At 68.3% G+C, this 24,976-nt stretch carries 6 protein-coding genes; 3 read left to right on the top strand and 3 right to left on the bottom strand.

The window, feature by feature from the left end; all coding sequences use genetic code 11:
• Positions 1-105: 105 nt before the first annotated feature.
• From ACH438_RS16755 to ACH438_RS16745, 3 genes are all read left to right on the top strand, one after another.
• The gene (locus tag ACH438_RS16755) at positions 106-1,194 is read left to right on the top strand and encodes an alpha/beta hydrolase (protein WP_397005920.1); all 1,089 of its coding nucleotides are present in this window, start codon (positions 106-108) and stop codon (positions 1,192-1,194) included.
• A 308-nt stretch (positions 1,195-1,502) separates the two neighbouring features.
• Positions 1,503-2,576 (top strand): alpha/beta hydrolase, encoded by a 1,074-nt coding sequence (locus tag ACH438_RS16750; RefSeq protein ID WP_397005918.1) that lies wholly within the window; start codon positions 1,503-1,505, stop codon positions 2,574-2,576.
• Positions 2,577-2,853: 277 nt separating this feature from the next.
• A complete protein-coding gene (locus ACH438_RS16745) occupies positions 2,854-3,900 on the top strand; it encodes an alpha/beta hydrolase (protein ID WP_397005916.1) in 1,047 nt (348 codons plus the stop codon).
• Between the two features lie 83 nt (positions 3,901-3,983).
• On the opposite strand, the gene ACH438_RS16740 is transcribed toward ACH438_RS16745, so the two are convergent.
• The 3 genes from ACH438_RS16740 to ACH438_RS16730 all read right to left on the bottom strand — a co-directional run bounded on the left by ACH438_RS16740 (position 3,984) and on the right by ACH438_RS16730 (position 24,975).
• The gene (locus ACH438_RS16740) at positions 3,984-5,132 is read right to left on the bottom strand and encodes a pyridoxal-phosphate dependent enzyme (protein WP_397005914.1); all 1,149 of its coding nucleotides are present in this window, start codon (positions 5,130-5,132) and stop codon (positions 3,984-3,986) included.
• Positions 5,133-5,200: 68 nt separating this feature from the next.
• Entirely contained in the window at positions 5,201-15,502 is a 10,302-nt protein-coding gene (locus ACH438_RS16735; RefSeq protein WP_397005912.1) for an amino acid adenylation domain-containing protein, read from the bottom strand.
• The gene (locus tag ACH438_RS16730) at positions 15,502-24,975 is read right to left on the bottom strand and encodes an amino acid adenylation domain-containing protein (RefSeq protein ID WP_397005910.1); all 9,474 of its coding nucleotides are present in this window, start codon (positions 24,973-24,975) and stop codon (positions 15,502-15,504) included. The genes ACH438_RS16735 and ACH438_RS16730 overlap by 1 nt, the downstream gene beginning before the upstream one ends.
• Position 24,976 lies beyond the last annotated feature (1 nt).

Genomic DNA, 24,976 nt, shown 5'->3' with positions numbered 1-24,976 from the left:
TAACACGTAGGCGACGGTTACGCGATACGCTCCACGAGGACGCCACTGCGACCCACATGCTATGTGCCGCAACGGTTGTCGCAATACGATCGGGAGGCCGGACGAATGCGGGGCGAGGCTGTGAATGGTGGGGCGCAGACTGGACATGCGCAGGGCAAAAATCCCAGGTCACGGAGTTGGCTGCGGAAGTCGGTGCTGAGTCTGGCACTGGCCGCCACTGTCCCGCTGGGGATCTCGGCGACCGTCTGCGCGGCCCCCGCGCACGCGGCCTTCGACAATACGGGGCTGGACTTCTACGTCGACTCGTCGATGGGTCCCATCAAGTCCCGCGTTTTCCGTGCGGCAGACGGCAATACGAACCGCGTGGTCTACGCACTGGACGGGGAACGCGCCCGCGAGGACGACAGCGGCTGGGAACTCGAGACCTCGGTCTCGCGCGCCCTGACCGCCGCGAACATCAATGTGGTCATGCCCGTCGGCGGGCAATCCAGCTGGTATGCCGACTGGGCCTCGCCGAGCACCTTCCTCGGCCTGCCCGCCGGCACCGCCAGCGGCACCGACACCACCGGTTCCGGCGCCACCCAGGTGCTCGCCGGCGGCCCCGGCAAGTCCTACACCTATAAATGGGAGACCTTCCTCAGCCAGGACCTGCCCGCCGCCCTGCACGACCGGCTCGGCTTCAGCTCCACCCGCAACGGCGTGTTCGGCCTGTCCATGAGCGGTGGTTCCGCCCTCATGCTGGCCGCCTTCCATCCGAACCAATTCGCTTATGCCGGTTCGTTCTCCGGCGCGCTGGATCTGTCCCTGCCCGGAATGAAGGACGCCGTCCGACTGGCCATGATCAGCGCGGGCGGTTACAACATCAATGCGCTCGCGCCCGCGAAGGGCCTCGCGTGGCAGCACCTGGATCCCTTCGAGTTCGCCCCCAAGCTGAAGGCCAACGGCACGCGCCTCTACATCTCGGCGGGCAGCGGGTTACCGGCGTCGACCGACGCCATCAATGCCTCCACCATCCAGGCGATGGGCATCGAGGCCGTCGCGCTCGTCGGGACCAAGGCCTTCCAATCGAGGTACGCGGCGCTCGGCGGCGGCAATGTGACGTATGACTACCCGGCCGTCGGCGTCCACAACTGGAGCAACTGGGAGTCGGAGTTGAACCACATGCTGCCGGATCTCTCGGCGCATATCGGATGAGTTGATCTTGATATCCCAAGCGCGCCTTCGGCATTCACCCGGAGTGATGGTGGATGCTGAAGGGGCGCAATATAGTTCGAGGTAATGGGGTGATAGCTGATGTGCATGAGTCTGCGGGGGCAGAATTCGACTCTCGAGTCATATTCAGGCACTGTGCTGCGCCACATTCCGGGCCGTCAGTGGCCCTCGTCACTTTTGTCACAAACCGATAACGCCCCGTTAGCCCAAACACGATATGGTCGCCGAGACCTCAGCCGTGGTCACGAGCACGCGGTGAGACAGAACGACAGGAAAGGCCGGACAAAATAATGCGAGGCGAGAGACGTCAGAAGTCCCGCGGTTGGCTCCACAGATCCGTGATCGGACTTGCACTGGCGCTACTGCTGCCGTTCGGGGTGTCGGCGGCAATCGCCGCACCGGCCGCCCACGCGGCGCTGGATCCCGACGGGTTCGACTTCTGGGTCGACTCGGCCTCCATGGGCCCGGTCAAGTCGCGCGTCTTCCGCGCGGCCGACGGCAATACGGATCGCGTCGTCTATGCCCTCGACGGCATGCGCGCTCAGCAGGATCTGAGCGGCTGGGAGATCAACACCGACATCGCCCACGCGCTGACCGCCGCGAACATCAACGTGGTCATGCCGATCGGCGGCCAGTCCAGCTTCTACGCCGACTGGAACGCGCCGAGCCAGATCCTCGACCTGCCCGCGGGTTCCGCTGCCGGGTCATCCGGTTCGTCCTCGGGCTCTGCCTCGGGTTCGGGTGCCCTGCAACTGTTCTCCGGTGGCCCGGGTAAGAGCTACCGCTACACCTGGGAAACCTTCATCTCCCAGGATCTGCGCAATGCGCTGCAGCAGCGGCTGGGCTTCAACCCGAACCGCAATGGCATCTTCGGTCTGTCCATGGGTGGTTCGGGAGCGATCACGCTGGCGGCCTACCATCCGGACCAGTTCTCCTACGCCGGTTCGTTCTCCGGCTACCTGAACATCTCCGCGCCCGGCATGCGTGAGGCGATTCGCGCGGCCATGATCGAAGCCGGCGGCTACAACGTGGACTCCATGGCTCCGCCGTGGGGCGCGCAGTGGCTGCACATGGACCCGTTCGTCTTCGCGCCGCGCTTGAAGGCCAATAACACTCGTCTGTGGATCGCGGCCGCGAGTGCTCTTCCCGGCCCGGGTGACGTCACCGATGCGATGTCGATCATCCAGGGCATGCCGCTCGAGGCGCTCGCACTGGTGAACACCCGTGCGTTCCAGGCTCGAATGATGTCCCTCGGCGCCGGGAACGTGACCTACGACTTCCCCGCGACCGGCGTCCACAACTGGAACAACTGGAACGCCGAGGTCTACCGCATGCTCCCGGACCTCTCGAACAACATCGGTTAGCCCGAACTCTCCGGAGCTCGCGACTCCACCTCCCTGCGCCGGGGCAAGCCCCTGAAGCCCCACATCCGGGGCCTCGCCCCGACCCGGCTGAACCTCAGGCCCCCCGCCCTTTCCAGGGCGGGGGGCCTGCTTTATTGACCGTTGAGGTCAAAAATCGGGACTCGCCAGGCGGAACCTGCTCAACACGCGGAGTCGGACGTCCGATACTCGGTGTCTATCGAAGAAGATCAGTTCTGCGAGATCAGCGTTCTACTCATTGACGAGAAGGGCTAGGTCGATGCGGGGTCGAGGCTTCACACGCACATTGTTGAGCGTCGCTACGACGCTGCTGTTGCCGCTGAGTATCGCGGGAATCCAGGCTCCGCCCGCCGCGGCGGCATTCAATCCCACCGCCCAGGACTTCTGGGTCGTCTCACCCAGCATGGGCCCGATCAAGACCCGGGTGTTCCGCGCCGCGGACGGCAATACCAGCCGGGTGGTCTACGTGCTCGACGGCGAGCGCGCCCAGCAGGATCTGAACGGCTGGGAGATCAACACCAATGTCGCCGAGGTGCTGCAGAGCTGGAACATCAATGTCGTGATGCCGGTGGGCGGCGAATCCAGCTTCTACGCGGACTGGGATCAGCCGAGCTCGTGGTTCGGGATTCCGCCGGGCGCCGGACCTTCGGCGGCGAACACGGGTTCGGGCGCGACCGAGGCGCTCGGCGGCGGACCGGGCAAGAGCTACCGGTACACCTGGGAGACCTTCCTGACCAATGACCTGCGCTGGGCCATGCGAGACCAGTTGGGCTTCAACCCGTATCGCAACGGCGTCTTCGGCCTGTCCATGGGCGGCTCGGCGGCACTCACCCTGGCCGCCTACCATCCGGACCAGTTCTCCTACGCCGGTTCGTTCTCCGGCTATCTGAACATCTCCGCACCCGGCATGCGAGAAGCCATCCGCACGGCCATGATCGACGCCGGTGGCTACAACGTGGACTGCATGGCCCCGCCGTGGGGCCCGAACTGGCTGCGGATGGATCCCTTCGTCTTCGCACCGACGTTGATCGCCAACGGAACCCGGGTCTGGGTCTCGGCAGGCAGTGGCGCTCCCATGCCGGACGATCTGAACATCCCGATCGGCGCCGCCGCGGACCGGCTCATCAGGGGTGCGCCGCTGGAAGCGCTGGCCCTGGCCAACAGCCGCGCCTTCCAGGTCCGCATGCTCACCCTGGGTGCGCAGAACGTGGTCTGGGACTTCCCGGCCGACGGGTTGCACGCCTGGACGAACTGGCAGGCCGACGCCTACCGCATGATCCCGGACCTCTCGGCGAACATCGGCTGACACGGCGCGACACCACGGCCGCCGCCCGACTCGGGCGGCGGCCCGGGTAGCCCGACTCTCCGTATTCCGCTTCGACGCAGAGATCAGGTCGTGTGGCCGCTCACGATCGAATGGCGCACCCGTCCCACGTGGTCCGGTCCCTTCATCCGGTGTTTGCGGCCGCCGCCCGTGATGTTCAACAGGATCAGTGCGTCGGGCTCGACGGCCTTCCGGTCGACCGCATTCTTGAGCCCGGCCAACGCGATGGCGGCCGGCGGCTCGATGTCGATGCCATAGGTCTGCTCGAAAACCGCTGCGGCGACGAATCTTTCCGATTCGGAGGCGACTTCCACACTGCCGCGTGACCGACGCAGAACCTCCGCGATGCCGCCGGCTTGGCTGTATGGCGGCGTGATGGTGGTCAATTCCGGTGTGGAGATGTTCGGCGGACACAGCGTGTCGGTCCACGTGTCGGTCCAATGACGGTGCACCGGTGCGAAATCGGCGTGCTGGCACAAAACCAGGCGCGGCGCCGGCTCGCCGGGCAAGCGCAGCGCCGCCTCGTACGCGGCCAGTGCGCCGGAGGCGCTACCCACCGCCTGGACGTAATAGTCCGGCAGCCGGCCGAGCGCCTCGAACGCCGAATAGACGACCGTGGCCATGCCATCGCGGCGGGCGACGTTGCGCACCCCGCCCTCGGCCGGTACGCCATAGCGGGTACGCAACGTCTCGGCATGGACCAGGGCGTCCGAATACCGGGGCGAGTCCAAGCCGATGATCTCCACGCTGGGTCCGAAGGGCGTCGCCAAGGCGAGCCGTTCCAGCTGACGGGCCGGTACGACGAGGATGCACGGCACCGACATGTTGGTGCACCACAAGGCAAGTGCCGAGGCGGTGTTGCCGGCCGATCCGACGATCAGGGGGGTATCGCCGGCCGGTCTGCGCCCGAGGACGGTGATCGCTTCCAGCTCCTTGAAAGAGAAGCTTTCGGCGTAGCAGTCGCGCTCGGGCCAGTACCCGGTGAAGGCGATCCACAAGTTCGACAGTCCCAGCGCCCGCCCGAGTTCGTGACCGGGGAACACCGTGGTGACATTCGGTGAGGGAACCGAACGAATGATCGGCAGCCAGTTACGGTATCGCGTCGGTCCGGCACCCGGCAGCGGGCGGAATTCCCCGAGGTCGTATCGAGATCGCAGGAGCGAATTCTCTGTGCAATTCCCGCATTCGAGCACGACGCCGTCATCGGCGAACAAGGCACCACAGCCGGCGCACTCGAGTCGATACGACCGAACTGGTTCGGTTGCCCGCGCGCTGCTCTCGCTCATGCGCTCATCCCGTCATCGTGCGTGCGCGGTGCGAGCCGCATGGTCAACGCCCGCGCCACCGTCTCGACGTGTGGACTGTCGACGACTTCCTTGTGCCGGCAGTCGACCTCGACCACGTCGATGGCGCCCGCGACATGCCGCTGCCATGCGGCCGGCACCTGATATCGGCGGGTCTCCGCCGGTTTGCCGACGGCTTCGAACAGCACCATGTCGCCGTGGAATACTCCGGGTTCATGCCGGGCGTAGTTGTCGATGTTGGTGACATAGACGTCCCGGAGGGCACCCAGCAGCGGCTCGTCGATGTCGCGGTACGGGCCGTCGGAACTGCGCACGGCGACAAGAACATCCGTCCACTCGGATCCCGGATCGCCCGGGACACCGAGAATTTCGAGCAGACTGGCGTGATATTGCGCCACCGTCCGCGGTAGTGAGACGAAGGACCGCTCGCTTGCCGGCGGGAAGGTGTCCAACAGGGCCAGCATCTCGATCGCGCGGCCCCGCGTCTGCAGTTCCACCGCGACGGCATGCGCCACGAGTCCACCGAACGACCATGCGACGATGCTGATCGGCCCGTCCGGATGGAACCGCGTGATCGCATCGCAATAGTCCGCGGCCATGGCCTCGACGCTCTCGAAGCGTGCTCGGGGATCGGTCAGACGCCGTGCCTGGACTCCGATTACCGTGCGGTCCGTCATCAGCCCTGCCAGGGTGAAGTACGGCCACGCCGTCCCGCCCATCGGGTGGATCAGGAACACCGGTTCCCGGCCCGCCGGCGACATTCTGTACAACACCCCGAACGGATCGCTCAGCTCATCGGGCTGCGACTCCGCGAAGTAATCCGAGTCGGCCAACCCGGCCACGGTCGGGTTGCGGAACAGCTCGGCCACATCGGTGGCGGTACCGAAATGAGCGGCGATGCGGGATGCCAGTTTGACCGCGAGCAGCGAATTGCCGCCGAGATCGAAGAACGAGTCGTCGATGCCGACCCGGGAGACGGACAGCACGTCGGCGAACATGGCGCACAACAACTCTTCCCGGCGGTCGCGAGGCTCGCGGAACGTCACCGCCAGGCCGGTCAGGTCGGGCCGCGGAAGTGCACTGCGGTCCAGCTTGCCATTGGATGTGATCGGCAAGGCATCCAGGAAGACGAAGGCCGAGGGCACCATGTATTCGGGCAGCCGCTCGGCTGCGTGTCTGCGCAGACCGGCCGAGGACAGTTCCGAATCTTCGGCGGGCACCACGTATCCCACCAATCGCTTGTCGCCCGCCGTGTCCTCGCGAACGACGATGGCCGATGATGCGACTCCGGGGATCTCGCCGATAACGGACTGGATCTCGCCGATTTCGATCCGGAAGCCGCGGATCTTCACCTGATCGTCGACGCGCCCGAGGAACTCCAGTCGTCCCGGGGAATTCCAGCGAACCAGATCACCGGTCCGGTACATGCGGTCGCCCGCGCCCGCGAACGGGCAGGCCACGAATCTCGCAGCGGTGAGTCCCGGTCGGCGGAGGTATCCCCGCGCCAGCTGAGTGCCCGATACATACAGTTCGCCGACGACACCCGGCACCACCGGCCGGAGCGCCGAATCCAGTACCCACAGTGCGGTTCCCGCGAGCGGCCCGCCGATCGGCACGACGGCTGTACCGGGCGTCAAAGGGCCGGACATCGATGCGGCCACGGTGGTCTCGGTCGGGCCGTATTCGTTGACCAGTGTGTGCGCACCGGCGTACCGGCCCACCAGCGCGTCCGGGCACGCCTCGCCCGCGACCAGGATCGTCGTCGGGTGGTCGAGGACCGGCGACAGGGTGTCCAGGGCGGACGGTGTGATGACGATGTGGGAAACCGCATGGCGTGCGATCAGTTTCGACAACCGCTCGCTGGAGAGGACCTCGGCTTCGGTGGGAATCACAGCGGCCGCACCGGTCAGCAGCGCCAGCCACATGTTCTCGACCGACGCGTCGAAATGCAGGGGCGCGAACTGGAGCACCCTGCTGCGGACCGTGATTGCCAAGGAATCGATGTGCCCTGCAACGAGATTGGCGATCCCCGTGTGCGCAACGGTGACACCTTTGGGCACGCCGGTCGTACCGGACGTGTAGATCACGTAGGCGGCGGCGCTGGGGGGATGACACGGCCACGCACCCGTGGCCGCGGACTCGTGATCGTCGGGAAGCTGGTCGATCAGCACCAGGTCGCGGTCGCGCAGCCGGTCGGCGAGGCGACCGGTGGTGATGCAGAGCACCGGGTCCGCCTCGTCCAGGATGAACGCCAGTCTGCCGTCTGGCTGAGCCGGGTCCAGCGGGACATAGGCGGCGCCGGTCTTGACGACAGCCAATACCGCTACGAAGGCGTCCATCGATCGCGGCAGCAACAGGCCGATCCGATCCTCCGGACCGACACCCTGTCGTGCGAGCCGGCGCGCCAGGCGATTCGACGCCGAGTCGAGTTCCCGGTAGGTGAGTTCCCGGTCGCCGTGCAGCAGAGCGACGGCATCGGGGGTGGTGGCGGCCTGAGCCGCGAAGAGCTCGGGAATCGTTTTCGGCGCCACGCCCGCCGGGCCGATTGCCCACGCGCGGAGCTGCTCGCGTTCGGCGGCGGTGGTGACGTCCACGGCGTGCAGTGGCGTCGCGGGATCGGCCGAAACCTGCTCGAGCAGCGCGACATATCGTTCGACCAGCGCTCGGGCGGTCGATGCGTCGAACAGGTCGATAGCGAACGCGAGGGCGCCGGCCAGGCCGGCGACGGCGCCGTCCGGGCCGAAATTCTCGGCCAGGTCGAAGGTCAGGTCGAATTTCGTCGGGGTGAAATCGACCGGAAGGGCTTCGATTCCGATGTCCGCCAGGGCCAGGTCGGCGGACGCGTTGTTCTGCAACGAGAGTGAGACCTGGAAGAGCGGGTGCCGCGCGAGCGAACGCTGCGGGTTCAAGGACTCCACGAGGAGCTCGAAGGGCAATTCCTGGTGGTCGAAGGCCGCGACGATGGCCGTCCGGGCACGGTTCAGGATATCGGCGAAGGTGGGATCGCCCGCGAGATCGGTACGAATCACCAAGGTATTGACGAAGAACCCGATCAGGTCGTCGAGCGCTTCGTCGGTGCGACCCGCGATCGGGGTACCGACCATGATGTCGGTGCCGGCGCCCAGGCGGGACAGCAAGGCCGCGAGCGCGGCCTGCAGCACCATGTACACGCTCGCCCCGGCGCGCCGCGCCAACTCGGCTATGCGCGAATGAGTTTCGGCGGGGATCTCGAAGGCCACGGTGCCGCCCCGGTATGACGGGCGGGTCGGCCGTGCACGGTCGACCGGCAGGGCGAGCTCGGCGGGAAGGCCGGCCAGCGCTTCGCGCCAGTAGGCCAGCTGCCGGGAGAGCTCGCTGCCCGGATCGTCGAGGGATCCGAGGGAATCGCGTTGCCACAGGGTGAAATCCCGATACTGCACCGGCAGCGGTTCCCACCGCGGTGCGCGGCCCGCCGACCGTGCCGCGAACGCGATGGCCAGGTCGCGTGCCAACGGCGCCAGCGACCAGCCGTCGGCGGCGATGTGATGGACGACGGCGACGAGGATCGTTTCACCGCTGTCGGCCGGAAATACCTTGACCCGCAAGGGAAGCTGAGCAGCGAGGTCGAAATCCGCGCCGAGGTACTCCGCGACGCGGCCGGCGAGGACGGCCGAGCCGACGGCCTCCACGTCGAAGTCGAACCGGTGGTCCAGGTCGTCCACCGGAATCACGTGCTGGGTCGGCGTGCCGTTCGTATCCGGGAAAACGGTGCGGAGCGTCTCGTGACGTGTGAGAACGTCGAGGAGCGCGGCCCGGAGGGTGCCGGGGTCGACGACACCGGTGAGCCGCAATGCGAGCGGCATGTTGTAGCTGGCCGCCCCGTCGTTGAAGCGGTTGAGGAACCAGAGCCGTGATTGCCCGTAGGACAGCGGCATGAGGTCGGGGTGGTTCGCGGCGCGGGTGAGGGCGGCGCGGTCGGCGGTGGCGGCCAGCCGGGGCGCGAGCCGGGCGATCGTCGGGGCGTCGAAGAGGGTTTTGAAGGACAGGCGGGTACCGAGGGTGGAGCGGACCCGGTTGGCGAGCTTGACCGCCAGCAAGGAGTTGCCGCCGAGGTCGAAGAAGGAGACGTCGATACCGATGTGGTCGATGCCGAGGATCTCGGTGAAGAGGGCGCAGAGAACTTCTTCCCGGGGATTGCGTGGCGCGCGGTATTCGGTGTGACCGGCGAAGTCCGGGACAGGCAGCGCCGCACGGTCGACCTTGCCGTTGGTGTTCAACGGCAGCGCATCGAGCAGAACGACGTGCGCGGGCACCATGTAGCCCGGTACCCGTTCGGCCATCTCGGCGAGGATGGTCTCCTGCGACAGCGTGGCGCCGCCACCGGCGACCGCATAAGCCACCAGTTGCTTCTCGCCGGACGGGTCCTTGCGCACGACGACGACGGATTCACCGACGCCGGGCACGCCCGCGAGGGCCGCGTTGACCTCACCCGGTTCGATGCGGAAACCGCGAACCTTGACCTGATCGTCGGCGCGGCCGACGAACTCCAGTGCGCCGGCCGTCGCGTGCGGCGAATCGGATACCGTGTTCCAGCGCACCAGGTCACCCGTGCGGTACATGCGCCGGCCCGCATCGGTGAACGGGCAGGCCAGGAACCGTGCCGCGGTCAGATCCGGTCGGTCGTGGTAACCCCTGGCCAGTTGCACTCCGGAGAGATAGAGCTCGCCGATCTCACCCGGACCCACCAGCTGCAGTCTGGAATCCAGCACCCACAGCGAGACTCCCGCCAGGGGACTGCCTATCGGCACCCCCGCGGTCGGCGATCGATGCTGCGGCACAAGATAGTTGGTCGCGAACGTCGTCGCCTCGGTGGGACCGTAGCCATTCGACACCCGCAGCGCCGGACAGGCTTGTGCAACGCGTGCGATGTCCTTGCCCATGACCACATCGCCGCCCGCGATCACTTCCGTTATCCCGGAAAGGCATTCGGGATCGTCGGCGAGGGCGGCGAACAGCGCCGCGGTCACGAAGGCGATGTCCACCGATCCGGCCAGCTTGCGCATCGTGTCGGCGTCGGTGGCGTCCGGTCCGGTGATCACCATGCGACCGCCCGTCAGCAACGGGAACCACACCTCGAAGGTGACGGCGTCGAACGCCTGCGCGGAATGCAGCAGCACCCGCGCGGATTCACCGGCGCGCCGCCACCTGTGCTGCAGCGCGAGGTTCGCCACGGCGCGTTGAGAGACCGCGACACCCTTGGGTTTTCCCGTCGAACCCGAGGTGTACATGACGTATGCCAGTTGGTCCGGCGACACCGGCTCGGACAGCGGTCCGTCCGGCCAGGTTTCGTCCACGGCCTCGATATCGAGCAGGTCCACGCCCTGCGGTCGGGAGCCACCCGAGGACCGGTCGGAGATCAGGATGCGCACCCCGGCATCGGCCAGTACGCCCGCTCGTCGGGAAGCCGGATCGGCCGGGTTGACCGGGACATAGGCCGCGCCCGCCTTCAGCACCGCGAGGAACGCCGCGACGAGATACTCCGACCTCCCGAGGCACACGCCTACCAGGGACTCTCGGCCCACGCCACGCGTGATGAGCTGGTGGGCCAGCTGGTTCGACATCACGTCGAGTTCCGCGTAGGTCAGGCAGCGATCCGCACACTCCACCGCCACCTGATCGTGAGCGACCCGCACCTGCGCCGCGAACAATGCCGGGAGGGACGCGCCCGGATCCGGGGCCGCGGCGCCACGGCCCCACCGGCGAACGAGTGCGGCATCGGAATCCGATTCGCGCTTCGTGCCCAGCGATCCGACGGGCGCCGCAGGAGCGGCGACGAAGTCGGAGAGCGTATCCACGAATGCGCGCAGAATCGTATCGACGCCGTCCGCGTCGAAGAGGTCCGTCGCGTAGGTCAGGGAGGCGGGCATCGCCTCGTCCGTCGTGCCGGGATCCGCGATGATGAACTGCAGGTCGAAACGAGCGGTGTGCGTTGGTGATTCCAGCGCGGTGACGGTCAGCCCGTCGAGCATCAGCTCGGTCTGCTCCTGATTCTGCAGCGTGAGCGATACCTGGAACAGCGGGTGCCACGCTTGGGAGCGGACGGGGTTCACCGCGTCGACCACCATCTCGAAGGGGGCGTCGGCGTTGGCGAAGGCGGCGATGTCGCGTGTTCGTATGTCGGCCAGTAGATCCGCGCCGCTCGTGGCTGGATCGATCGCGGTGCGCAACGCCACGGTGTTGACGAACATGCCGACGAGGTCGTCGAGCGCCGCCTGCCCGCGCCCGGCGACCGGGGTGCCGATGACGATGTCCGAGCTGCCGGACAGTCGTGACAAGACCACGGCGAGCGCGGCATGCAGCACCATGAACGGCGTGACCCGGTGCGCGGCCGCGACGGCGTTCAGGCCCGCGTGGAGCTCCGCGTCCAGGGTGAAGGTCCGCACCCGTCCGCGATGTGATTGCACGGCGTCGCGTACTCGACTCTGCGGCAATGTGAGTACGGCCGGCACTCCGGCCAGCGTTGTACGCCAATAATCGAGCTGCCGCGTTATCGGCGACGCGGGATCGTCTGTCGCGCCGAGGATCTCCCGCTGCCACAGGGTGTAGTCGGCGTAATGGACGTCGATCCGACGCCAGGCGGGGGTCAGGCCTCGTGATCGCGCGGCATTGGCCGTCATCAGGTCTCGAATCAGCGGCGCGATGGAGTAGCCGTCGGCCGCGATGTGATGGACGATCAGCGCCAGCACGAATTCGCGTTCCGCTGTCCGGAAGACCCGGATGCGCAGCGGCACCTCGGACGTGAGATCGAACCGCACGGTCATCAGCTCGGTGATGTGCTGTGCGAGAACCGATTCGTCGATGCGTTCCACCGTCGGCAGCGCTGTCGACTCCGCCGCGGGCAGGATCTGCTGATAGCCGACGCCGTCGATATCCGGATAGCGGGTGTGCAGCGGGTCGTGGCGTTCGATCAGGTCGGCGATCGCGGTCCGGAACGCGTCGACGTCGAGTTCGCCGGTCAGACGGACGGCAGCCGAGATGTAGTTCGCCCGATCGGCATCGGGGTCGAAACGGTTGAGGAACCACATCCGCTGCTGAGCGAACGCCAGCGGAATGCGTTCGCCCCGGATGCGTGGAGTCAGCGGCACCCGGGTATCCGGCTCCGCGGCGAGCAGATCCACCCGGCGGGCCAGTGCGACCACGGTCGGTGCCTCGAAGAGCTCGCGGGCGGCGACGGTCGTGTCGGCGCGGGCGCCGATGCGGGCCGCGGCGCGCGTCGCGATCAGCGAGTTGCCGCCCAATCGGAAGAAGTCGTCATCCAGGCCGACCGAGGTCGTGCCGAGCAGTTCGGCGAACACCTCCGCCACCATGGTCTCGGTCCGGCTGCGCGGAGCGCGATACACGGTTCCCGCGAACACGGGCTCGGGCAGGGAACGTCGATCGATCTTCCCCGAAGGCAGCAGCGGGAATTCGTCGAGCAGCACGATCGCATCCGGCAGGAGGTGGCGCGGAAGCCGGCCCGCCAGCGCATCGATCAGCTCGTCGGCGGTTGCCGAATGTCCTTCGCGCAGTCGCACATACGACACCGGAACGATGCCGCCCGACGGTGCCTTCCGGCCCACGGTCAGCGCGAAGTCCACCGCCGGGTGCTCGCCCAGTGCGGCGTCGATCTCGCCCAGCTCGACTCGGAACCCGCGCACCTTGACCTGATGGTCGGTGCGGCCCAGATGATCCAGCGCCATCGTGCCGTCCGGCCGCGCGCGCCAGCGCACGATATCGCCGGTGCGATACATCCGCTGTCCCGGCGCGGCGAACGGGTCGGCTACGAAACGCTCTGCGGTGAGCCCGGTTTGGCGTTGGTATCCGCGGGCCAGGCCCGGTCCGGAGAGGTACAGCTCGCCCGCCACGCCCACCGGCACCGGATTCAGGTGGTCGTCCAGGACGTAGGTGCTGAAGCCGACGACCGGTGTACCGAGCGCGAGCGGGGTCGAAGCGTCGAACGGACCCTCGCAGTGGGTGACGATCGTCGCCTCGGTCGGCCCGTAGCAATGGAAGAGCTCGACCTGGCGCGACCACCGCCGCGCCAATTCGGGCGGACACGCTTCCCCGCCCGTGAGGACGGTCCGCAGGCCGGTCACCGTGCCCGGGTCGAGGGTATCCAGCGCGGCCGGAGTGATGAATGCGTGAGTCACCCGGTGCCGGTCGATGATCTCGGCCAGTTCCGCGCCGCCGTATATCCCCGCCGGGGCCACCACCAGCGCGCAGCCGAATCCGTGCGCCAGTAGTAGTTCGAGCAGCGATGCGTCGAAACCGGGCGAGGCGAAATGCACCACTCGGTCGGCCGCGGTCGGAGCCGGCCGGAATCGCCACTCCGCGAGGAGGTTCGCGATACCCGCGTGCGATACCGCCACTCCCTTGGGCCGGCCCGTCGACCCCGAGGTGAAGATCAGGTACGCCGCGTTGTCGTGGCGCAGCGGTACGGGCCGATCGCCCTGCCGCACCGGATCATCCGAGTAATCGAGCGCGCCCGCCGGATCCGCGATATTCCATCGGACGCCACCGGGCACGGCGTCGAGCAGTTCCTGCGTGGTCACACCGATGACGGCGCCGGAGGCCGCGACCATGTCCCGAATCCGTTCCGCGGGGTAGGCCGGATCCACCGGGACGAACGTCGCCCCCGTCTTGGACACCGCCCAGATCGCCAGCACCGATTCCAGCGAGCGACCCAGGACGACAACGACGCAGCGTTCCGGGCCCGCTCCCTGCGCGATCAGCATGCGGGCCAGCCGATTCGACGCGGAATCGAGTTCCCGATAGCGCAGCATCCGGTCGCCGTCGATCACCGCGATCGAGTCCGGGTGCGCCGCGGCCGTCGCGGCGAACAGCTCCGGCAGCAGATTCGGCGACACGGCGGGGCGGCCGGTGTTCACCGAACGCAGCAGCGCCGCTTCGTGTTCGAAGACCACCGGCACCTGCGCGAGCCGAAGCGACGGATCCGCGCTCACTCGATCGACTATCGTGACCAGCCGCTCCGCCATCGCGCGGACGGTCGCCTCGTCGAACACATCCGCCGCGAACTGAATCGCGCCCCGGAGGCCCTGTGCGGCCCCGTCCGCATCGAAGCGTTCGACCAGGGTGAACGAAAGATCGAACTTGGTGGCATCCAATTCGACCGGCTCGATGTCGACCCCGACGCCGGCGAGTTCGAACCGGTCCACGCCGGTGTTGTTCTGCAGCGCCACCATGACCTGGAACAACGGATGACGGGCCGGTGAGCGCTCGGGGCTCAGTTCGTCGACCAGCAGCTCGAACGGCACGTCCTGATGGTCCAGCGCGTTCAGCGACGCGGATCGCACTCGCGAAAGTACTTCTGCGAACGGAGGATTGCCGGTCAGGTCGGTTCGCAGTACCACCGTGTTGACGAAGAAGCCGACCAGATCGTCGAGGTCGGCGTCGGTGCGTCCGGCGATCGGGGATCCGACCACGATGTCGGTACCCGCGCCCAACCGCGACAGCAGTACCGAGACGGCGGCCTGCGCGACCATGAAGACACTGGCGCCGGCGGACCGGGCCAATGCCGCCACTCGCCGGTGCACCTCGGCCGGTATCTCGAGCGGCACGGTCGCACCGAGGTAGGAAGGCCGGGCGGGACGCGGGCGATCGGTCGGCAGGTTCATCTCCACCGGTAGGCCGGCCAGCGTCGACCGCCAGTAACCGAGTTGCCGGGACAGTTCGCTGTCCGGGTCGTCGGCCGAACCGAGCAGTTCCCGCTGCCACAGCGTGAAGTCGCGATATTGGACGGGCAACGGCTCCCATTCCGGTTCGCGATCGCGGGATCGCGCTTCGAAGGCGATCATCAGGTCGCGCGTCAATGGAGCCATCGACCATCCGTCGGCCGCGATATGGTGCAGCACGACCACCACCACGCCCCCCGGCCGCCCCGGCGATTCCCATATCCGGACCCGGATCGGCAGCTCCTCCGCGATATCGAAACCGCGCGCGGCGAACTCCAGCGTGGCGGCCGAAACATCCTCCGGGAGAATGGCTTCTACGGCGAAGTCGAGCCGTTGCTCGGCATCGGACATGCGCAGCACCTGCTGCATCGGAGTTCCGTCGATCTCCGGGAACACCGTGCGCAGCACCTGATGGCGGCGCAGCACGTCCACCAGCGCGGTACGCACCACCGTCCACTCGACATCGCCGGAGAGGCGCAACACCAGCGGTATGGTGTAGCCCGCCGCACCGTCCGACAGTTTGTTGACGAACCAGAGCCGGGATTGGCCGTACGACAGCGGCACCAACATCAGTCGATCTCCTCAGTGACGCGGCGCAGCGCCGGACGTGTGGTTTTCCTGGCCTGGCCGAGGCGCTGCGCCAGGTCCGCGGGTGTCGGCGCCTCGAAAAACGCCAGCAGGCTGATCTCCAGGCCGAACGCGGCTCGAATGCGCGCGTTGAGCTTCACCGCCGAGAGCGAATTGCCGCCCAACTCGAAGAACGAATCGTCGATTCCGATCTGCGGCAACCCCAAAACCTCGGCGAACATCGCACACAGCGCGGTCTCGCGTGCATCGCGCGGCGCGCGGTAGGAGGACATCCGATCGGACAGGTCCGGGGCGGGCAGAGCTCGCCGGTCCAGCTTGCCGTTCGAGGTCAGCGGCAACGCGTCGAGCAGCACGACCGTGGAGGGCACCATGTACTCGGGCACCCGCGCCCGGGCAGCCGCGCGTACCGACTCCGCCGACGCCGGGGATCCCGCCGCGGCGACGACATAACCCACCAGCCGCTTGTCGCCCGGAAGGTCCTCGCGCACCAGAGCGATCGCCTGCGCCACCCCGGCCACCGCGGCCATCGCGGCCTCGACCTCGGCGAGTTCGATCCGGAAGCCGCGGATCTTCACCTGATCATCGGTGCGGCCGAGGAACTCCAACTGCCCCAGCGCATTCCACCGGACCAGGTCGCCGGTCCGGTACATCCGCGCGCCGTTTGCGAAGGGACAGGCCACGAACCGCTGCGCGGTGAGCGCCGCCCGGCCGTGATAGCCCCGCACCACCTGGGCGCCGGACACATACAACTCCCCGCTCACGCCGACCGGCGCCGGGCGCAGACCCGCATCCAATACCCACGTCTGTACGCCGGGGAAGGGGCGTCCGATCGGGACGGACTCCGCCGCACTGTCGCCGGGAACCCGGAAGTCCGTGCAGCCCACGGTGAGTTCGGTGGGACCGTAGTGGTGCACGACCTCGACCCCCGGGTGCCGGGCCCGCCAGGCGCGCAGGGCCGAACCGGCCAGCAGTTCACCGCCGACCATGAGCTGGTGCGCCGGCGCGAGCGGATCCGCCGCGCTCTCCAGCATGCCCAGATGAGTGGGAGTCACCTTCAGGAAGTCCACCGCCATACCGGCGGGCAGGCCGTACCCGGTCTCCATGAGGTTGCCCAGCACGACGCGGCCACCCATCGTCAACGCGCCGAAGAGCGTGGTCACACTCGAGTCGAAGGTCAACGGCGCATGCAGGAGGGTGGTCTGCCCCAGCGAGGGATAGGCGGCACGGCAGTGCGCGAGGTAGTTGGCCACCGCATCGTGATGCACCACAACACCTTTGGGCCGGCCCGTCGTCCCGGAGGTGTAGATCAGGTAGGCCGGGTGCGAACCCCGCAATGGCCGGCGCCTGTCCGCGTCCCCGAGGGCGGCGTCGGAACAGGCCGCTACCTCGGCCGTCACGGCCGGATCGGTCAACACCAACTGCCCGATCTCCGCCGGTACCGTGGCGGTTGGCAGGACAGACTCCGTGAGCAGCAGCGACGTTCCCGAATCGGCGAGGACGAAGCTGGTGCGCGCCTGCGGATGACCGGGATCGAGAGGCAGATACGCCGCACCGGATTTCAGCACGGCCAGTACCGCGACCACCATCGCCTCCGACCGCGCACAGACACCGACGATCGTTTCCGGCCCGGCGCCCCGAGCGATGAGCGCCCGAGCCAGCCGGTTCGATTCCGCATCCACCTCGCGATAGGTCATGCTCCGGGTCCCGTAGACCACGGCCGCCGCATCCGGAGTCCGGACAACCTGCGCGGCAAGCAATTCCGGGAGCGCCGCGGGTGCGGCCGGGAGGCCGCCGGCACCCCAGGAACGCAGCCTCTCCTGCTCCGCCGCGCCGATCACGGTCACCTCGCTCACCCGCATCAAGGGCTCGGCGACGACCTGACCCAGCACCGACACGAGCCGGTCGGCCAATGCCCGCACCGTCGCTTCGTCGAAGAGATCCAGCGCATACAGCAGTGAACCGGCGATGCCGCTCGCTCCACCCTCTGCGTCGATCCGCTCCGCGAGGTCGAAGGAGAGGTCGAATTTGGTTGCGACGACCTCGATTCCCAGCGCGTCCAGCGAGACGCCCGATGCGGCCAGCTCGGCCTGTTCGGTGTGCTGCAACGCGACCATCACCTGGAACAGCGGATGACGGGTCAGCGACCGCTCCGGCTTCAGCTCGTCCACCAGGATTTCGAACGGAACATCCTGGTGGTCGAGCGCGCCGAGCGCGCCGGTTCGGACCCGCGCCACCGTCTCGGCGAAGGTGGGGTCGCCGGACAGATCGGTTCGCAACACCACGGTATTGACGAAGAAGCCGACCAGATCGGTCAGCGTGCCGTGATTGCGGCCGGCCACCGGCGAACCCACCACCACATCGGTTCCCGCGCCCAGCCGCGACAGCAGCACCGCGATCCCCGCCTGCAACACCATGTACACGCTCGCACCCGACCTGCGGGCCAATTCGCGCAGCTGGGCGTGCACCTGGGCGGGAACGAGGATCGGCACCGATCCACCGCGATAGGACGAGCTCGCCGGACGAGGTCGATCCGCCGGAACCGACATCTCGGTCGGCAGTCCATCCAACGCGGTCCGCCAATAACCCAGCTGACGGGACAGTTCGCTGCCGGGATCGGTGGCAGCGCCCAGCGCCGCCCGCTGCCACACCGCGTAGTCGCGGTACCGCACCGGCAGTGGCGGCCACTCGGGCGCGCGGCCCGCGGCCCGGGCGTCGAACGCGGTCGCGACGTCCCGCGCGAACGGCGCCATCGACGCACCGTCCGCGGCGATGTGATGAACCACCGCGACCAGGACCGTTTCCGAGCCGGCCCGCAGCAACCGCACCCGTAGTGGCAGTTGTGCCGTCAGATCGAAGACCGCCGACGCCAGCGTGTGGACGCGCGTCGTCAACTCTTGTGGCGCAACGGTTTCCACCGCGAAGTCCAGCCACTCGCCCAGGTCGGCGACCTCGATCACGCGCTGGACCGGTTCGCCGTGCTGCTCGGGGAAGACGGTGCGCAGCGCCTCGTGCCGGGCCATCACATCCAGGAGGGCCGAACGCACCGGTGCCGGCGCGACGTCATCGGACAGCCGCACCGCGAGCGGCATGTTGTAGGCGGCGGCCCCGCCGCCCAGCTGGTTGAGCAACCAGAGTCGCGCCTGACCGAAGGACAGCGGTGTGGCGGGCCCGTGCGTCGTGGCCGTCAGTTCGGGAACGTGGCGCGCGGCCGCCGTCACGAGGCGCGCGGCCAGCAGTGCGGGCGTGGGCGCGTCGAAGATATCGCTCACCGCGAGCTGCGCCGACAGCGCGGAGCGGACCTGTGCCACCAAAGCGACTGCGCGCAGGGAGTTTCCGCCGAGTTCGAAGAAGGAGTCGTCGATTCCGGCGCGGGCAATTCCCAGCGCGTCGGCGAACAGCGAGCACAGCACGGCCTCGCGGGCGTCACGCGGCAGGCGCGCCGAGAGCGACCCGGCCGGATCCGGCGCGGGCAGCGCCCGCCGGTCCAGTTTTCCGCTCGGCGTCAACGGCAGGGTCTCCACCGTCACGAAGGCCGACGGCACCAGGTATTCCGGCACCCGCTCGGTCATTGCCGCCCGCAGTCGATCGCCCGACAACACCGCGCCTGCCCGCGCGACGACGTAACCCACCAGTCGCCGATCACCCGGCGTGTCTTCGCGCACGACCGCCGCGGCGTGCGCGACGCCCGCCACGCTTGCCAACGCCGACTCCACCTCGCCGAGCTCGATCCGGAATCCCCGGATCTTCACCTGGTCGTCGCCGCGCCCGAGGAACTCCAACTGCCCCAGCGCATTCCATCGGACCAGGTCCCCGGTCCGATACATCCGGGTGCCGGCCACGAACGGGCAGGCCACGAACCGCTCGGCAGTCGGTGACGGCTGTCCCTGATATCCGCGCGCCACCTGCACGCCGGACACGTACAGCTCGCCGATCACGCCCGAAGGGACGATCCCGAGCCCGCTGTCGAGCACCCATACCGAGACGCCCGGCAGTGGGCCGCCGATCGGGGTGGCCGATCCGTGGATCTCCGACCAGGTCGCCCAGATCGTCGTCTCCGTCGGTCCGTACAGGTTCACCACCGAACCCGTGCGGTCCACGAGCGTCTGTGCCACGCGACCCGGCAACGGTTCGCCGCCCACCAGGGCACGCCGTGAACTCCAGTCACCGGCGTCCAGCGGCATCGCGTCCCACACCGACGGAGTCAGCTGCAGCAGACCGGCATGCACCGCGCCGGCGCGCGCCGCCAGCAATTCGGGGTCCCGGCTGTCGGTATCGTCGGCCACTACGACGTGCGCCCCGGATACCAGCGGATACAGCAACTCCAGCAGCGAGATGTCGAAGGTCACCGTGGTCGCCGCCAGCCACACCTCGCCCGCCGCCAATGGCACGGCGGCGCCGATCGCGGTCAGGAAGCTCGCCAGCGAACGATGCTCCACCACAACGCCCTTCGGGCGCCCGGTCGATCCGGAGGTGTAGAGCAGGTAGGCCGCCTGCTCCGGATGGCATCGCTGCTGCGGAATGCTCGCGGGCGCAACGTCATTCGATTGCGCCATCGGTGCCCGCGCCTCGTCGAGGGTCAGGATCCGGCTCGGGATGTCGCCGAGTACCGCGGCCGTCGCGCTCGCCGCCACCACCAGTTCCGCGCCCGAGTGTGACACCACATAGCCGATTCGCTCGACCGGATGGCGTGGATCGATCGGGAGGTACACACCGCCCGCCTCGAACACCGCCAAAAGCGCCACGGTCACGTCAACCGAACGGGAAACGCACACCCCCACAACAGATTCCGAACTCACTCCGGAGGCGACCAGTGCTCGCGCCAGCCGGTCGACAGCGGCCCCCAGCTCGGCGTAGGTCAGCACCACGTCGCCGCAGGACACGGCGGGCGCCGCCGGCGCGGCCGACACCCACGCCCGGAATCGCTCCACTACGGACCGTGGCTCCCCGAGCGCCGCACCGGTGCTCCAGGAATTCAGCACGGCCTGCTCGTCGGCGTCGAGCACCCGCACCTGCGCCAGCCGCGTCGACGGATCGGCGAGGACCTGCGACAGCACCTCGCCGAGTCGGCGTACCAGGGTCCGCGCCGTCGCGTGGTCGAACAGGTCGGTCGAGTAGTCGAGCCTGCCGACGATGCCCTCGGCACTACGGTCCCGGCCGTAGTTCTCGGCCACATCGAAAGCCAGATCGAACTTGGTGTGCGTCAGGACCGCCTGCTCGACATCCAGGCCGACGCCCGGCAGCGCCGGCGTCGCGCGGGCGTTGTTCTGCAGCGTGAGCGATACCTGGAACAGTGGATGGCGAGCCGGTGAGCGCTGTGGATTCAGCTGGTCGACCAGTGCCTCGAACGGCAGGTCCTGATGGTCGAACGCGGCCAGCGTGGTCGCGCGGACCCGGTTCAGCGTTTCACCGAACGTCGGGTCGCCGGACAGGTCCGTGCGCAGTACCACCATGTTGAGGAAGAACCCGACGAGATCGTCGAGCGCCTCGTCGGCGCGACCGGCGACCGGCGACCCGATGACCAGATCCTCGCCCGCGCCGAGCCGCGACAGCAGGACCGCCACCGCGGCCTGCAGCACCATGAAAACGCTCGTCCCGCTCGCCCGTGACACCTCGACGATCCGCGCGTGCAGCTCCGCCGGAATCTCGATCGGCACACTGTCGCCCGCATGTGTGGGGCGTGCCGGGCGCGAACGGTCCACCGGCAGCGGCAATTCCACCGGCAGTTCCGCCAATTGCCCACGCCAGTACGCCGATTGCGACCCGAGCACACTCTCCGGATCGTCGGCGGAGCCCAGCACTGCCCGCTGCCACAGCGTGAAATCGCGATATTGAACCGGCAGCGGTGCCCAGTCCGGCGCGGCACCGCCGGAGCGGGCCGCGAACGCGCTCGCCACATCCAGGGCCAGCGGCCGCAGCGACCATCCGTCGGCGGCGATGTGATGCACCACCGCCACCATCACCGCGCCACCCGCCGCGGAGGTGAAAACCCGTACCCGGAGCGGGAGCTGACAGGTGAGATCGAATCCGGCGCCGGCGAAGTGTCTCGCCGCCGCCGTCATTTCCTCCGCCGCAACGGTTTCCACACCGAAGTCGAGCAGCTCCCGAGCCGCGGAGCCGGACAGCACCTGCTGCGTCGGCGCCCCACCGACCTCGGGGAAAACGGTCCGCAGTACCTCGTGCCGGCCGATCACATCCAGAATCGCCGCGTGCAGCACCGTCCAATCGACGGTGTCGGTGAGCCGCAGCACCAGGGGCATGTTGTACGTCGCGCCGTCCGCTTCGAAGCGGTTCAGGAACCACAGGCGTGACTGTCCGAAGGACAGCGGCATCGGCTCGGGATATGCCGCTGAGGCGGTGACGGCCGCGCGCGCTGCGCCACCGGAGATCCGGTGCGCCAGCTCGGCAGGCGTCGGAGCGTCGAACAAGGCCTTGAAGGCAGGGCGGACACCGAGCACCGTGCGGATCCGGCTCGCCAATTTGACTGCGAGCAAAGAGTTTCCGCCGAGTTCGAAGAAGGAGTCGTCGATTCCGACCCGCTCGACTCCCAATACCTCGGCGAACACCGAACAGAGCACATCTTCGCGAGGATCGCGGGGCGCCCGCCATCCGGCGTCGAGCGTCACGGCCGGATCGGGCAGCGCGCGCCGGTCGAGTTTTCCGTTCGTGGTCAGCGGCAACTCGTCGAGCATCATGACCACCGTGGGCACCAGGTACTCCGGCAGGTGGGATCGCAGCCGTGCACGCAGCTCGTCCGCCGAGACCGTCGCTCCCGCTTCAGGGACGACGTACCCGGCCAGCATGGCGTCGCCCGCCGCGTCCGCGCGCACCACGACCGCCGCCCGGGCGACACCGGGGAGTGCGGCGAGTGCGGCCTGTGCCTCACCCGGTTCGACCCGGAATCCGCGGATCTTCGCTTGATCGTCACGCCGGCCGACGAACTCGAGCTCGCCGTCCGGACTCCAGCGCACCAGGTCACCGGTGCGGTACATGCGCTGCCCGGTCGCGCCGAACGGCCACGCGACGAATCGTGCGGCGGTCGCGCTCGCCTGCCCGTGGTACCCGCGGGCCAGCTGCACGCCGGCTACATAGAGTTCACCCACCACGCCCGGACCGACCGGGTCGAGCCCGCCGTCGAGCACCCAGGTGGACAGCCCGGCCAATGGCCGTCCGATAGGTACGAGATCCGTATCGGACTCGGCCACCAGGTGATTGGTGGCGAACGTCGTCACCTCGGTCGGCCCGTAGCCGTTGGACAGCCGCAGGCCGGGGCAGGCTGCGCGCACCCGGGCCACATCGCGGGCGGACACCACATCGCCGCCCACGATGACCTCCGAGAAACCGGACAGACACTCGGGGTCCTCGGCGATGACGGCGAACAGCGCCGCGGTCAGCCACAGCACCTGTACCGAGGCGCCGAGTTCCCGAATCATCGTGGCGTCCACCGGATTCGAGCCGGCGACCACCACCCGGCCCCCGGTCAGCAGCGGCAGCCAGATTTCGAAGGTCACGGCGTCGAAGGCCTGCGCCGAGTGCAGCAGCATCGCCGGCGCGGCGGGGAAACGACCCCACCGCGGCTGATGGACCAGATTGACCACGCCGCGATGGGTGATCGTCACGCCTTTGGGCGTGCCGGTGGAACCCGAGGTCGACATGACGTACGCCGCCCGATCCGCGGTGATCCGGTCCAGCACCGGATCCGAGACCGGCGCGGACGGCCGATCCGCCGCCGCAGCGTCTCCGGCGGGAATCATCGTCCCGGGGAACTCGCCCTCCCACGATCGGTCCGCGACCAGCACCTCGGCCCCGGCGGCGGCAAGGGCCGCGGACCTCCGCGATACCGGATCGCCGGGATTGACCGGCAGATAGGCCGCTCCCGCTTTCAGCACTCCCAGCAGCGTCACCACGAACCACAGCGACCGCTCGACACACACGCCGACCACCGACTCCGCGCCCACGCCGTGTGAGCGGAGGACCTCGGCGAGGCGATCCGAGATGGCATCCAGCTCGCCATAGGTCACGGCCTGCTCGCCGTGTTCCACGGCGATCGCGTCACGATCACCCGCGACGCGGTCGCGGAACACATCGGGGATCGACCGGTCGCCCATCCGTGCTGCACCACCGTTGCTCCATCGGTGCACCGCCTCGGAGAGCGCCCTGTCAGGCACGCCCGCGCGGCGCAATGGGAGGTCCGCGTCGCGGGCGAAGTCGTCGAGCAGCCGGGCGAGGTCGTCCAGCATCTGCTCCACGGTCGGGGCGTCGTACAGATCGCGCCGATAGCCCAGCCGCAGCACGGTACGGTCGCCCGGCAGCACCGTCAGATGCAGCGGATAGTGATTGCTGTCGCGCCCGGTGACGCCGTCGACCCGGATCCCGGTTCCCGGGATCTCACCGAGCCCGGCCAGGTCCACCGGATAGTTCTCGAAGGCGACCTGCGTGTCGAACAGGTCTCCGAGACCCGTCACCCGCTGGATATCGGAGAGCGAAATGTGCTGGTGGACAATCATTTCCGTCTGTTGCCGCTGAACCTGCCCGACGAGCTCGCGCAGGGTCTCGCCGGGCCGGCATCGCACGCGGACGGGAATGGTGTTGATGACCAGGCCGATGATCGACTCGATCCGCGGCACTTCGGCCTGCCGCCCGGAGACGGTCAGCCCGAACAGCACATCGTCGCGTCCGGTGCGCCGCGCTTGCAGCAGCGCCCACATGGCCTGTACCACCGCGCTCACCGTGAGGCCGGCGGTCTGTGCGGCGCCACGCAACATCGCGGTGCGCGGCGCGTCCAGTTCCAGTTCACGGCTGCCGGGCAGCTCCTCGCCCGTTTCGGGGGCGGATGGCATCGGCATCGGCCGGGCATCGGCCAGCAACCGCCGCCACGAGTCGAGACCCGCCTGCCGATCCTGCCGGCTCAGCCATCGCAGATAGTCGGCGTAAGAACCGGCCGGACCGGCAGGCGCCGCGCCGCCACGTCGATAGATCTCGAAGAACTCGGCCATCAGCAGCGGCATCGACCAGCCGTCCAACAGGATGTGATGGAAGGTGACCACCAGCCGGAAGCGGCCGGAACCGAGATCGGCCAGCAGGTAGCGCATCAGCGGCCCCTGCTGCAGATCGAACCGTTTACGGCGTTCTGCCGCGGCGACGGCGTCGAATGCTTCCTCCGGGCAGTCGTCGCCGGACAGATCGAGCACGGAGAAGGGCGGTTCGCCGCCGCGCACCACTACCTGGACGGTGTCGCCGTTGGCGCGTTGCCGGAACACCGCGCGCAGATTCGGGTGCCGTTCCAGCAGGCGCGCGACGCAGGTGCGAGCCAGCTCCGCGTCGACCGCGCCCGACAGCGACACGATCGACTGCACCGTATAGGCGTCGGCGCCGTCCGAGTCGAGCATCGCGTGGAAGAGCAGTCCTTCCTGCAGCGGCGACAAGGGCAGCACCGACTCGACACGAGAACGCGACATC

The sequence above is a fragment of the Nocardia sp. NPDC020380 genome (genome assembly GCF_044386975.1).
Classification (GTDB): Bacteria; Actinomycetota; Actinomycetes; order Mycobacteriales; family Mycobacteriaceae; genus Nocardia.
Note: the sequence above shows the minus strand (reverse complement) of the source record. Positions and strands in the feature narration are given on the sequence as shown.

What these genes read in the sequence shown, in the direction of transcription:
- ACH438_RS16755 (WP_397005920.1), top strand. Translation starts at nt 106, where the DNA reads ATGCGGGGCGAGGCTGTGAATGGTGGGGCGCAGACTGGACATGCGCAG.
- ACH438_RS16735 (WP_397005912.1), bottom strand. Translation starts at nt 15,502, where the DNA reads ATGTTGGTGCCGCTGTCGTACGGCCAATCCCGGCTCTGGTTCGTCAAC.
- ACH438_RS16750 (WP_397005918.1), top strand. Translation starts at nt 1,503, where the DNA reads ATGCGAGGCGAGAGACGTCAGAAGTCCCGCGGTTGGCTCCACAGATCC.
- ACH438_RS16745 (WP_397005916.1), top strand. Translation starts at nt 2,854, where the DNA reads ATGCGGGGTCGAGGCTTCACACGCACATTGTTGAGCGTCGCTACGACG.
- ACH438_RS16730 (WP_397005910.1), bottom strand. Translation starts at nt 24,975, where the DNA reads ATGTCGCGTTCTCGTGTCGAGTCGGTGCTGCCCTTGTCGCCGCTGCAG.